Annotated in this window: 11 protein-coding genes; 5 read left to right on the top strand and 6 right to left on the bottom strand. The window is 61.1% G+C overall.

The features are described from left to right. Positions 1 to 104: 104 nt before the first annotated feature. The 3 genes from LKD23_RS09290 to LKD23_RS09280 all read left to right on the top strand — a co-directional run bounded on the left by LKD23_RS09290 (position 105) and on the right by LKD23_RS09280 (position 1,706). Complete coding sequence (locus tag LKD23_RS09290) at positions 105 to 443, top strand: dATP/dGTP pyrophosphohydrolase domain-containing protein (protein ID WP_368670641.1); 339 nt, start codon at positions 105 to 107, stop codon at positions 441 to 443. Between the two features lie 155 nt (positions 444 to 598). After that, positions 599 to 1,006, top strand: coding sequence for a CidA/LrgA family protein (locus LKD23_RS09285; protein WP_368670642.1), 408 nt, complete (start codon positions 599 to 601; stop codon positions 1,004 to 1,006). Beyond that, positions 999 to 1,706 (top strand): LrgB family protein, encoded by a 708-nt coding sequence (locus LKD23_RS09280; protein WP_227621411.1) that lies wholly within the window; start codon positions 999 to 1,001, stop codon positions 1,704 to 1,706. Before LKD23_RS09285 ends, LKD23_RS09280 begins: the two co-directional genes overlap by 8 nt. 60 nt (positions 1,707 to 1,766) lie before the next feature. Here LKD23_RS09280 and LKD23_RS09275 read toward each other — a convergent pair whose 3' ends face one another. The 3 genes from LKD23_RS09275 to cysS form a co-directional block, all read right to left on the bottom strand. Beyond that, a complete protein-coding gene (locus LKD23_RS09275; protein ID WP_227621410.1) occupies positions 1,767 to 4,469 on the bottom strand; it encodes an EAL domain-containing protein in 2,703 nt (900 codons plus the stop codon). A gap of 35 nt (positions 4,470 to 4,504) precedes the next feature. Further along, positions 4,505 to 5,956 carry an ABC transporter substrate-binding protein gene (locus LKD23_RS09270; protein ID WP_227621409.1) on the bottom strand — a complete coding sequence of 484 codons (1,452 nt, stop codon included), beginning with the start codon at positions 5,954 to 5,956 and terminating at the stop codon, positions 4,505 to 4,507. Between the two features lie 215 nt (positions 5,957 to 6,171). Further along, positions 6,172 to 7,569, bottom strand: a complete 1,398-nt coding sequence (cysS, locus tag LKD23_RS09265; RefSeq protein ID WP_227621408.1) for a cysteine--tRNA ligase — start codon at positions 7,567 to 7,569, stop codon at positions 6,172 to 6,174. A gap of 415 nt (positions 7,570 to 7,984) precedes the next feature. Here cysS and LKD23_RS09260 point away from each other — a divergent pair, with 415 nt between their 5' ends. Both LKD23_RS09260 and asnA read left to right on the top strand, forming a co-directional pair. Next, positions 7,985 to 8,449 (top strand): GNAT family N-acetyltransferase, encoded by a 465-nt coding sequence (locus tag LKD23_RS09260; RefSeq protein WP_227621407.1) that lies wholly within the window; start codon positions 7,985 to 7,987, stop codon positions 8,447 to 8,449. Positions 8,450 to 8,579: 130 nt separating this feature from the next. After that, a complete protein-coding gene (gene asnA / locus LKD23_RS09255; protein ID WP_227621406.1) occupies positions 8,580 to 9,593 on the top strand; it encodes an aspartate--ammonia ligase in 1,014 nt (337 codons plus the stop codon). Positions 9,594 to 9,658: 65 nt separating this feature from the next. Here the strand turns inward: asnA and LKD23_RS09250 are convergent, their stop codons facing one another. The 3 genes from LKD23_RS09250 to rimO all read right to left on the bottom strand — a co-directional run bounded on the left by LKD23_RS09250 (position 9,659) and on the right by rimO (position 12,349). Beyond that, entirely contained in the window at positions 9,659 to 10,330 is a 672-nt protein-coding gene (locus LKD23_RS09250; protein ID WP_227621405.1) for a hypothetical protein, read from the bottom strand. A 90-nt stretch (positions 10,331 to 10,420) separates the two neighbouring features. Further along, positions 10,421 to 11,002, bottom strand: a complete 582-nt coding sequence (pgsA, locus tag LKD23_RS09245) for a CDP-diacylglycerol--glycerol-3-phosphate 3-phosphatidyltransferase (protein ID WP_227621404.1) — start codon at positions 11,000 to 11,002, stop codon at positions 10,421 to 10,423. A gap of 21 nt (positions 11,003 to 11,023) precedes the next feature. After that, a complete protein-coding gene (gene rimO / locus LKD23_RS09240; RefSeq protein ID WP_227621403.1) occupies positions 11,024 to 12,349 on the bottom strand; it encodes a 30S ribosomal protein S12 methylthiotransferase RimO in 1,326 nt (441 codons plus the stop codon). Positions 12,350 to 12,533: the final 184 nt, after the last annotated feature.

Genomic DNA, 12,533 nt, shown 5'->3' with positions numbered 1-12,533 from the left:
CAAAACAAGAGCCTCTGACTTAGGTCAGGGGCTTTTTTGTTGCGTCACCCACCAATCCACGTCAGAGCAGGACGGTACAGGACGAGAACAGCAAATCAAAATTTATGGAGGAAACCATGGGCGATTTTACGATAGAAGATATGCTTGCGATACAGCAGGCCCTGCAGGAAAAATATAAAGACGAGTGGGAGCCGATCGGCCCGGAGGCCGGCAAGCACAAACTGTTATGGATGCTCGGTGAAGTAGGCGAAGTTATCGACATTATCAAGAAGAACGGAGACCAAAAGGCTGTTGAGGATGCAGAAGTCCGGCAGCATCTCGTGGAAGAAATGGCGGATGTACTCATGTATTACAATGACGTCCTTCTGTGCTATGGGATCAGCGAGCAAGAACTGAAAGAGGCATATACCGCCAAGTTCAAGAAGAACATGACCCGCTGGTAATTCCCGTTTATCGCGCTCTCCCGCCGCAGGGTTTGGGGCAGGCACGCTATCCAAACCTCCAATTTTCCGTGCCGGGGGTGCAAAATCTTGGCCAGAATTGCCGTTGCGCCGCCGGGGCTTTTGGATTATACTGTTGACTTGTATTCCATGATGTAATCTCTCGTTTCTTTCAAGCCAAAGGAGGCATCCCTACGAACCATCTGTTTCAATTCACGCGCATCCTCGCGTTCTGTTTTCTGGGCGAGATCTGTCACGCCCTGCTGCCCCTCCCCGTCCCGGCCAGCGTCTACGGCCTGCTGCTTCTGCTGGCGGCGCTCCGCCTCGGCATCGTGAAGCTCGAGCAGGTCAAGGAGGTGGGGCTGTTCCTCACCGGCATCTTCCCGCTGCTGTTCGTGCCCGCCGCTGCGGGCGTCATGGAGCTTTGGGCCGAGATGGGCGCGATGCTGCTGCCCATCCTCATCGCCATCGTGCCGGTGACGGTGCTCGTGCTTGTGAGCGCAGGCCGCACCACGCAGGCCCTCACCAGCCGCCGCGCTGCAAAAAAGGAGGTCGAACATGACTGAACTGCTGAACGGATTTCTCTCCGGTTCCGCCGCGTGGGGCGTGCTGCTGACGCTGGCCGCCTTCGCGCTGGGCACCCTCATCAACAAGACCACCGGCAAAGCCATCTTCAATCCGCTGCTGCTGGGCAGCATCTTTGTCATCCTCTTTCTGAGCCTGCTGAACATCTCCTACGCCGACTACAAGGCCAGTGCCGCGCCGGTGAATTACCTGCTGCTGCCGGCCACCATCAGCCTCGCCATCCCGCTGTATGAAAAGTGGGACCTGCTGAAGGAGAATGCCGCCGCCATCATCGCGGGCATCTCGGTGGGCACGCTGGTCAGCCTTGGCAGCGTGCTGGCGCTGGCGCTGGCCATGGGCCTCACCCGGGAACAGTACGCCACCCTCCTGCCCAAGTCGGTCACGACGGCTATCAGCATGAATGTCGCCGCCGAGCTGGGCGGCATCGCGGCCCTGACCGGTGCCGTCGTCATCCTCACCGGCATCGCGGGCAACCTGCTGGCCGAGGTGATCTGCAAAGCCTTCCACATCACCGACCCCATCGCCAAGGGCATCGGCATCGGCACCTCGGCCCATGCCGTGGGCACCAGCAAGGCCCTTCAGATGGGCGAGATCGAGGGCGCGATGAGCGGCCTGTCCATCGCGGTGGCCGGCGTCCTCACTGCTGTGCTCTGCCCCTTCTTTGTCAGCTTTATCCAGTAAACCGCAAAAAAGAAACAAGTCCTCTGTGCCTGTTGTGGTGCAGAGGACTTGTTTTTTGTATCATGCATCCCGCTGGCGGGCCGCTTCTTCGATGACTCTGACCGCCTTTTCGTGGATGGCCAGAGGCTCTGCGGCCGGGCGGGCCAGACCGTAGCCCTGCAGAAGATCCACGCCCATCTCCAACACCCTGCGCAGGTCGTCCATCGTCTCCACGCCCTCGGCCAGCACCTGCACGCCGCGGGGGCGGGCATAGTCGATGAGGGCCTTGAGGAACTGCTGCTTGTCGGGGTCGGCATCAATGCCCCGGATGATGGCGATATCCACCTTGACATAGCGGGGCGCGATGGTCAACAGGCTGCTCCCGTTGCTGTAGCCGCTGCCGTAGTCGTCCAGCGCAAAGACGGCGGGCGCACCGGTGGCATTCCGCTTCCGCTCCAGCGCCTGTTCGTCCATCTCCTCCTCCTCGGTGATCTCCACCACCAGCTTCGAGAGGATGGCTTTGTGGGCTGCACGGAAGTGCGCCCAATCCTCATCGTTCAGGCTGACGCTGGCGATGCTGTTGACAAAGACGAGGGCATCCGGCTCCACCTTGCCCGCCGCTTCCAGCGCTTCATAGCACTCGCAGGCGCGGAACAGGGTCAGCTTCTCGATGTCATACAGCCGCCCCATCTCGCTGGCCAGCTCCATCACCCTCTGGGGAGAGCTCAGAGCAGGCAGCCGGGGCCGCATCAGGGCCTCATAAGCCGCCACATGGCCGTCCCGGGCCGAGAAGATGGGCTGGAAGTAGTAGTCCACCTGCCGCTCCCGGACAAGGATCTCGAAGTCGCTGCGCTGCTTCATCGCGTAGATGCCGTCGCGGTAGTGCTCCATGTTGAACTCCCGGACTTCGCCCTTGGTGGAGTGCTTGACCTCGTACATCGCAAAATCGGCATATCGCTTGAGGGTGTCGAGGTCGGCGGCATCGTCGGGATACCATGCTACGCCGCCGGACATCCGGATACACAGCTTCTTGCCGTCCGGCAGGGTGGCGCTGCTCCGGGCAAAGCCCTCTTCCAGCTTCCGGATGTCTTTCCGCACGGCCTCCTTCGTCTCATAGCCGTAAAACAGCAGCAGGAACTCATCGCCGGAGAGCCGCGCCACCACGGTGCCGCTGGGCACGCCCTGCTGCAGGCTGTGGGCCGTCTTGCGCAGATAGATGTCGCCCCAGTCGTGGCCGTAGGTATCATTGATGGTCTTGAGGTTATCGAGGTCCGTCATCATCAGGGCCGCACAGCGCATCATTCTGGGCTTCTCGAACAGCTCGCCGCAGACCCGGAAGAAGGCCTGACGACTGTACAACCCGGTAAGGGCGTCGTAATCGCGCTCGTGCTCGATGCGGCTGCGCTCGGCTACGGCTGCTTTGTAGTTGTCGGTGCTCAGGGTCACGATGGCGTCGGCCAGCCTGTCCAGCTCCCGGATGCCGGTGCGGGAGAACTCCGGGACGGCCTGATGCCGCTCCTGCGCATCCGCCAGCTCCTTTGAGAGCTGAGCGACCGGCTGGGCCAGACCGATGCTGACGAAGAATGCGCAGCCCAGACCAAAGCCCAGCGTCAGCAGGATCGCAAAGCTCACGAGATTCGTCACCGACTGGGAGAAGCGGAAGAGGTCGTTCCTTCCCACCACGCCGATAAGCAGCCACCGCTCGCCTGAGAAGGGGGCGTTGCGGTTGTAGAGGCTGATCTGGCGGATGCTGGCGACCTGATCGGCACCGCCGCTCGGATAATGCCAGTAGCCCTTGGCGCGGTGGAGGGTCAGCTCCCATCCTTCCTTCTGCAGCGCGGTCGTCTGCTCGCCGGTGTTGGCGGTGACATGGATCTGCAGCTCCTCGCCCCGCAGGTCGGAGGTCGTGGAGGCCAGCAGATAGCTTCCGTGGTGGTCGTTCTGCAATTCGTCCCACGGGAGCTTGGTGTCCATATAGCTTTCCAGCATCTCGATGCCCAGAACGCCGTACACCGTGCCGTCGTCCAAAATCAGAGGCTGCGCGTAGGCGATGGCCTCCCGGTCATCGCCCAGCAGCGTATAGGGCAGGGTCGTCCAGCGGCCATAATCCGCCGCAGCTCCGATCTGCTCCCCGCTCTCATAGGCAGCTTGGAAGGGCCGGACATAAAAGGCATCCTCTTCCCCATCCAGATACTGCTGCGCAGGCGTCCACGCCTTGTCCGTAGTGATGCCGAAGGCCTGCACCAGCTCTGCCGGAGCGCGCTCGAACATCACGTCGGAGTTGTCCGCCGAGGAGGCGGCTTCCGGGTCGAGGTCCCGCAGATAGACGCAGGGCAGCCGGTCGCCGGAGGTGCGGTCTGTAAAGTCGTGGGTGTTCAGGATGAGGAAGACGCCGCTGACCTGCTTGGCGCGGAGCGCCTTGAGCAGCCTCGGAGCGGCCGCTTCCAGCAGGGGCAGGCTCTCGCCGCCGGTAGAATCCAGCGTATCGAGAGAGATCGTCCCCTCGTCCAGCATCTGCCGAGCCGTATCGTTGATAAAGCTCGAAAGCCCCGTCAGGTCCTGTGCCTGCTGGAGCTGGGTCTCAATGTACCGGGCACGGTTCTCCACCTGCTTGTCGAGGATGTCCACCGCGTTCTCATCCAGTCGGAGGGTGACGCCGCTGACCCCGATGGCCGAGGCCATCAGCATGACCATGATGACCAGCATGACCATCAGCGCCGCAAAGATGGTGACAAAGATGGTGTGTTCTTTTCCTTTTGCTTCATCTTGCATCAGAAGCTTCATGGTCTCTCCCTTCTTTTACTCGTCTTTGTGCCGTCTCAGCCCTCGTACTGGCGCAGGGCATCGCAGAGGCTCTGATACCATGCCTCGAAATACTCATCGGTCATAAACTCCGCCTCGGCGTCGGCCGCGCTCTCGCCTGCGGCGATGCGCGCGACGACGGTGGCACGGTCGGCCTCTGCAAGGTCGCTCATGCTGTAGGTCAGGGTGTCGCGGGCCTTGGTGCCGCCCTCAAAGGCGCGGGGCGTGTACATCTCGCTGCTGTTCACGGTATCGACGGCCTGCGTCAGGATGTTCTCCATGTTTCCGGTCAGGATGAGGCCGCTGCTGCGGATGGCGTCCATCTCATTGGCGGCGTGGGTCACGGGCAGATAGCCGGAGCCTACCGCAAAGGCAATATTATTCTCCGGCTGGGTCAGCCACTTGAGGAAGACCACGCTGGCGGCCTCCTCGGCGTCGGTGGTCTTTGCCACGGCCATACCGGCCCCCTGCTGGACAGCGAATTTCTCGCCGTCGGCAAAATGGGGCGCAGGCAGGACTTTCAGGGCGATGCTGTGGCTCTCGGTGTCGCTCAGCATTACCCGAGACGGAAAATAGGTGGCGCTGGAGCTGGAGCCGACGTAGGCCAGAATGTTGCCGATCTTAATATCGTCGCTGCGGAAGCGGCCGCTGGCGGAGAACCAGCCCTTGACGTAGGGCACATAGTAGTTGTCCCACAGCCTGCGGGCGGTGGCCTCGGTCAGCTCCACGGTCATCCTGCCGCCCTTGACGTCGAAGAGGGTGTCTCCCAGCTCCTTTGCGCCGATGAGCATATAGTTCGCCATCGCGTCGCGGCCAAACAGGGCCTTGCCGTCGTCGGGCGTTTCGGTCTGGGCGTCCGTCCAGTTGTAATAGGCTTCGGCAGTCCCGACCAGCCCCTCGATGGTCTCAAGGTCGGCGTACTCTGCGCCGGTGGCGTCGGCAAAGGTCTGCCAGTCGGTGTCGTTCAAGAATAAAAGCTCCACAGACTTTGCCACCGGGAATATTTTGATGCTGCCGTCGTCGTTGAAGTCGCCCTCGGTCAGGTAGCTCCCGATGTAGGCCGCCCTCTCCTCGTCGGTGAAGTAGGGCGCAAGATCCACCAGCTCGCCCATCTGGTCCATCGTATAGGCGGTGTCCGCGTAGGCCATGAAGATGTTGGGCATCTCCTCTGCGCCCACCTTGCCCTGTGCCGAGGCCATCACCTGTGCCTCAAGGTCATTGACATTGCCCTGACTGCAGTTTTCCACGGTGATGTTCTGTTCCTTGCCGACAGTCGCATTGAACTCTTCGACCAATCTGTTGAAGCTTTCCAGCTGGTCGCCGTTGTAGTACGTCCAGACGGTCAGCCGCACCGGCTCGACATCTGCCGGTCCGCCGCTCTGCTCAGCCCCGCAGCCTGCGAGGCTGAGCACCAGCGCTGCAGCTGCTGCGAATGCTCCCAGTCGGTGCATCCAGTTTCGTTTCATCATCTTCGTTCTCTCCATCATGCAGCTGTATTTCTCTCCAAAGATACCTTTATCATACCATTACCCGGCAGAGCCTGTAAACATTTTTCGATAAAATCAGCAATATTACAACATCCCGCCCCCGCTTTCTTTTCCATAAAAAAGCAGGGCAGGCCCGCGCTGCCCAAAGCTACCAGCTTCTGGCAAAAGCGCAGGCTTGCCCTGCATTGGTTCTTCTCTTACAGCTTGCTCAGCTGGGGACCCTGAGCGGTATCCTTGACGGCCCAGCCCATCTCGGTCAGCTGGGCGCGGATGGCGTCGGCGGAGGCCCAGTCCTTCGCCTTCTTGGCGGCGGCACGCTTCTCCACCAGCTCCGTCACTTCGGCGGGCACCTCGTCCTTCTTGCGGTTGTACATCAGGCCCAGCACGCCGGTGATCTCGTCGAAGGCGGCAGCGCCGGCCTCAAGAGCGGCCTTGCTGGAAGCGGCGGACAGGGTGTTGATGTCCTTCACGAGGTCGAAGACTGCGGCCAGTGCATCGGGGGTGTTCAGGTCGTCGTCCATCGCGGTGCAGAACTTGCGCTTGGCCTCCTCGGCCTTCTCCTTCAGGCTCTCGTCGGTGCCGAACTCGGCCTTGCTGAGGGCGAAGTCGAGGTTCTCACGGCAGGTATAGAGGCGCTCGAGGCTGTTCTTGCAGCTCTCGATGAGGTCCACCGTGTAGTTCAGCGGCATCCGGTAGCCGGCAGTCAGCATGAAGTAGCGGATCGGCTCGTAGCCGTAGAGATTTGCCACATCGCGGACGGTGAAGAAGTTGTGCAGGCTCTTGGACATCTTCTGATTGTCCACGTTGATGAAGCCGTTGTGCATCCAGTAGCGGGCGAAGGTGCAGCCGTTGGCGCACTCGCTCTGGGCGATCTCATTCTCGTGGTGGGGGAAGATGAGGTCCTGACCGCCGCAGTGGAGGTCGATGGTCTTGCCCAGATGGGTGCGGCTCATGGCGCTGCACTCGATGTGCCAGCCCGGGCGGCCCATGCCGTAAGGGCTTTCCCATGCAGGCTCGCCGGGCTTTGCAGCTTTCCAGACCGCAAAGTCGGCGGGGTCTTCCTTCAGGTCGTCTTCCATCTGGCTGCGCAGCTCACGGTTGCCGCTCTCGAGGTCGTCCAGCTTGAGGTGGCTCAGCTTGCCGTACTCGGGGTCGCTCTTGACCCGGAAATAGACGTCGCCGTTCTTGGCAACGTAGGCGTGGCCGCTCTCGATGAGGTCCTTCACGATGTCCAAAATCTGCTGGATGTGCTCGGTGGCGCGGGGCTGGACGGTGGGCTTTTTGCAGTTGAGACCGGCGGCGTCCTTGAGGTACTCGGCCTCGAAGCGCTGGGCGACCTCCTTCATGGAGGTGCCCTCTTCCTGTCCCTTTTTGATGAGCTTATCGTCGATGTCGGTGATGTTGGAGACGTAGATGACCTTGTTGCCGCGGTACTCGAGGTAGCGGCGCAGGGTATCGAAGACGATGAGCGGGCGGGCGTTGCCGATGTGGATATAGTTGTAGACGGTGGGGCCGCAGACGTAGATGCGGTACTCGCCGGGCACCTGCGGCACGAACTCTTCCTTCTGGCGGGTCAGGGTGTTGAAGATCTGCATAGCTGAAATACTCCTTCTTGTGGGACAGGCCGGAGCCGCGATGCCCTTTTGCCTGAAAAAGCAAAAGCCTCCAACGCTGCGCCAAAAGGCACAGCATCGAAGGCGGTTCTTTTTCAAGATCGCGGTTCCACTCCGGTTTGTCGCTCAGGGCCGGTAACGGCGGCCATCCGCACTGCGATACTCAAATTTCCCGCAGCGTGCTGTCCGGGCGCACTTCACACAGCGGTCTGCAAACAGGCTCCCAGCCAACGGCCCGTTTTCTCTGCCCAGACGATGCGGCGCTACTCTGCCCGGATAAACGCATTTATCCTTTTACAGCTTTATTATAATAGCCGCCGGGGCGTAAGTCAAGCGTTTGACTCCCTCTCCCGGCTGTGCTACACTGGGCAAAAACACAGACCGGAGGTTTTTTGTCATGCAGCTCCTCACCGAACGCCTTTTTCTCATTCCCCTGCGTCCGGACGGGATGCGCGCCCTTCTGGCCCGCACCACCGACCCGGAGCTTGTCCAGCCCTACACCGATATGCTGGATCTCTCCCTCGCCCACCCCGACCAGTGGGTCTGGTACACCGCATGGGGTCTCTATCAGAATGACTCCGGCGACTGGGTGGGCGACCTCTGCTTCAAGGGACTGCCCGAAAATGGCCATCCCGAGATCGGCTACGGCCTCCTGCCGGAGTACGAGCATCAGGGCTACGCCACCGAGGCCGTTCGCGCCGCCTGCCGCTGGGCCTTCGGCCAGCCCGGCGTCACCGCCGTCGAGGCCGAGACCGACCCCGGCAACACCGCCTCGCAGGCCGTCCTCCGCCGGGTGGGCTTCGTGCCCACGGGAACGATGGGCGAGGAAGGGCCGAGGTTTATTCTGCGCAAAAAGACCTGACCGCGCTGCAAAATCAACGCTTTCCCCTTTACATCTCCCCGAACTTGTGCCATAATTTACTTTATTAAAGGGAAGCTGTCCCCGGCGCGGCATTTCGGCGGCGCAGGACAGCAGAGAGGGGTAAACTGCCATGAGCAAGATCATCATTCCGGCAAACTACACGCCCGCGCTGAACCTGTACGACACCCAGCGCGCCATCGGCACGGTGAAGCGGCTGTTCGCCGACACCCTGTGCGCCACGCTGAACCTCTACCGCGTGTCGGCGCCGCTCTTCGTCGAGGCCTCCACCGGCCTGAACGACGACCTGAACGGCGTCGAGCGGAAAGTCACCTTCGACACCAAGGATAGCGGCATCGAGGTGCAGGTGGTCCAGTCGCTGGCCAAGTGGAAGCGCAAAGCCCTGAAGGACTACGGCTTCCGGGTCGGCAAAGGCCTCTACTGCGACATGAACGCCATCCGCCGCGACGAGGACATGGACAACCTCCACTCCATTTATGTGGACCAGTGGGACTGGGAGAAGGTCATCCGCGAGGAGGACCGGAACGAGACGTACCTGAAGAACGTCGTGCGCTCCATCGTGTCGGCGGTCTGCGCCACCGAGATGAACCTGCACGCCATGTTCCCCCAGCTGCAGGACCTGCCGCTCCACACCCCCAACGTCACCTTCATCACCTCACAGGAGCTGGAGGACAAGTACCCCGACCTGACCCCGAAGGAGAGGGAGAACGCCTTTGTCAAGGAGAACGGCACCACCTTCCTGATGAAGATCGGTGCCCCTCTCAAGAGCGGCAAGCCCCACGATGGCCGTGCACCCGACTACGACGACTGGGATCTGAACGGCGACCTGCTGTTCTGGAACGAGCCGCTGCAGTGCAGCTATGAGCTGAGCAGCATGGGCATCCGCGTCAGCCCCGAGAGCATGGACCGCCAGCTCACCGCCGCAGGCTGCGACGACCGCCGCACGCTCCCCTTCCACAAGGCTGTGCTGAACGGCGAGCTGCCCTACACCATCGGCGGCGGCATCGGCCAGAGCCGTCTGTGTATGCTGCTGCTGGGCAGCGCCCACATCGGTGAGGTCCAGGCCAGCGTCTGGGACGCCGCCACCCGCGAGGCCTGCGAAAAGGCAGGGATCCCGCTGCTGTAAGGCTTTTGTGGCTGGAGAGGCCAAAAAGGCCGCTGTACCCACAGACAAGGTACAGCGGCCTTTTCTTATGTCCGGAATTTCAAGCCCACTTTGCTCTTCTTTCCGTTGCCGCCCAGCCACCAGAGCAGGAAGGCATACAGAAGGTCTGTCCCAAGGATGATGGCGAACCATGTCAGCGTCTCCGGGATGGTCTGGTCATACACCCGCATAAAGGGATAGGGGCCGTCAATGGTCCCTGTAATATTCCCGTGCAGATCATACAGGCCGTATAGGACGGTCGGGACCAGCGCCCACCAGACCTGTCCCAGCGACAGGCGGGGCAGACGCTCGAAGAGCACCAGCGACAGGATGGCCAGCACCGGGTTGAGGAAGTGGTGGTAGAGCATCGAGCCGGTGAAGAGCATGATGTACCAGCCGTTGCCGTCCTCGTACATGGGGGCCAGAATGATGACCACCGTCAGGAAGGTCATGGCAAGGCAGCTGGTGGAGATGAATTTGAGCCGCTTGAGCCAGAGGGGCAGTTCCCGCCCAGTGAAAACGCAGCCCAGCTGCCACAGCCCCACCAGCAGGCAGACCGCGCCGTTGAAGATGTTGGACAGCTCGGTGTACATGGTGAACATGATGGTGCCGCCCAGCGCCCAGCTCATGGGGAGGGCAATGGTCTCGAAGTACACGATGAGGAAATTCAGGGCTGCCGAAGCCAGCTTCCGCCCGACGATGAGGATGTTTTTCAGCATCTTGCGCTCTCCTACCTGTAATTATTTGCTGCAATATCAAAGAAACGAGCGGTTTTTCCGCTCGTTTCTTTTTTACACCCGGTGAGGCGCTTATTTTGCCGTATTGATGAAGCTGCGGTTGTCCCACAGATACTTGATGCCGGAGATCGCGGTCACAGCGGCCACGCCCCAGCACAGCACAGAGGCCACATCTGCGCACTGCTGGCCCAGCACGTTTCCGGTCAGGGAGACCGTGAAGTAGTAGAAGAGGATGGTCAGCATCTGCAGCACGGTCTTCACCTTGCCCCACATATTGGCGGCGATGACCCGGCCATCCTTGGCACCGGCGGCTACCATGCGGAGTCCGGAGACAGCGAACTCACGGGCCAGAATGATGCAGAGCACCACGGGGCTGCATACGCCGTCCCGCATCATGTAGATGAAGGCCACTGTGGTCAGCAGCTTGTCGGCCAGCGGGTCGGCAAACTTGCCGAAATCCGTGACCATGTTCCACTTGCGGGCCAGATGACCGTCGAGGAAGTCGGTGAAGCTGGCCACGGCAAAGACCACGCCGGCGATGAGGTAGTAGCGGGGGTTGTAGCTCGGCGTGATATACTGGCCGAGAGAGACGAAGATCATGAACACCGGCACCAGCAGGATACGGGTCAGGGTGAGCTTATTGGGCAGATTCATACAGAATTATCCTCCAATCTGTTATTTTACGACAGTACCATACAAATCGTAAAGGTCGCTGTCCTCCACCAGCACGTCATAGAACTCGCCGGGGTAGAGCGGCTCTTCGCTGGACACGCAGACATTGCCGTCCACCTCGGGGGCGTCGGCGGCGGTGCGGCAGAGGTAGAGGCCGCTCTCGTCGTCCACGCCGTCGCAGAGGACGCGGACGGTCTGGCCCACCTTTGCGGCCTGCTTCTGGGCCATGATGCCGGTCTGGATCTGCATCACCAGCTCGGCGCGCCTGTCCTTGACCTCCTGCTCGATCTGACCGTCCATCTTGGCGGCGACGGTGTTCTCCTCAGCGGAGTAGGCAAAGCAGCCCAGACGGTCGAACTGCACCTCTTTCACAAAGCTGCACAGGTCCTCGAACTGCTCCTCTGTCTCGCCGGGGAAGCCCGCGATGAGGGTCGTGCGGAGGGTGATGTCCGGGATCTCACGGCGCAGCTTGCCGATGACCTCCAGCAGCTCAGCGCGGGTAGAGCGGCGGTTCATGTTCTTGAGGATGATGTCGTTGCAGTGCTGGATGGGCAGGTCGAGGTAGGGCAGGACCTTCTCGTTCCGCTTCATGGCAGCGATGAACTCATCGGTGATGCGCTCAGGGTAGGCGTACATGATGCGGATCCACTGGATGCCGTCGATCCGGTTCAGCTTGTCCAGCAGCTCACAGATGCTGCCCGGCTTGCCCCAGTCCTCGCCGTAGGCGGTGGGGTCCTGTGCCACGATGATAAGCTCTTTGACGCCCTCACCGGCCAGCCAGCGGGCCTCTGCCACACAGTCGGCCATCTCGCGGCTGCGCAGCGGGCCGCGGATGCCGGGGATGGCGCAGTAGTGGCAGCGGTTGTTGCAGCCCTCGGCGATCTTTAAGTACGCATAGTGGGCGGGCGTGCCGATGACGCGCTTGCCGCCCAGCGGGAAGTCCTTTTTGAGGCCGTAGCTCTCCAGATGCTCTTCGCCGCTGAACAGGCGGGCCACGATGGAGTCGATGGCCTTATTGGAGGCGCAGCCGACCACGGCGTCCACCTCGGGGATCTCCTCCTCGATCTGGCTCCGGTAGCGCTCAGCCAGACAACCGGTGACGACCACCTTCAGGTTCGGGTTCACCTGCTTGTAGGAGCAGGCCTCAAGGATGTTTTCAATGGCCTCAGTCTTGGCGCTCTCGATGAATCCGCAGGTGTTGACGAGGATGACGTCCGCCTCGCCGAGGTCGGCCACCGTCTCGTGGCCCGCAGACAACAGGATGTGGACCATGACGTCCAGATCGACCTGATTTTTCGGGCATCCAAGGGAAATACACGCAATTTTCATTCGGATAATACTCTCTTTCTCTCTTGAGGGTCTGTTATAACGACTTGATGTGGGGTTGTTTTTTTAGCTGGCTTGCGCGCTGGTGGCGCGGATTAAGTTTTTTCTTGCGGTCAAGTGGCTTGCGCTCCGCGCGGGCCAGAGGCAGGGAGGGGTGTTTCGACTCCCCCCTCCCTACCTCTGGACT

The sequence above is a fragment of the Faecalibacterium butyricigenerans genome (assembly GCF_020687345.1).
Classification (GTDB): domain Bacteria; phylum Bacillota; class Clostridia; order Oscillospirales; family Ruminococcaceae; genus Faecalibacterium; species Faecalibacterium butyricigenerans.
This window is presented reverse-complemented; position numbering and strand designations above follow the sequence as displayed.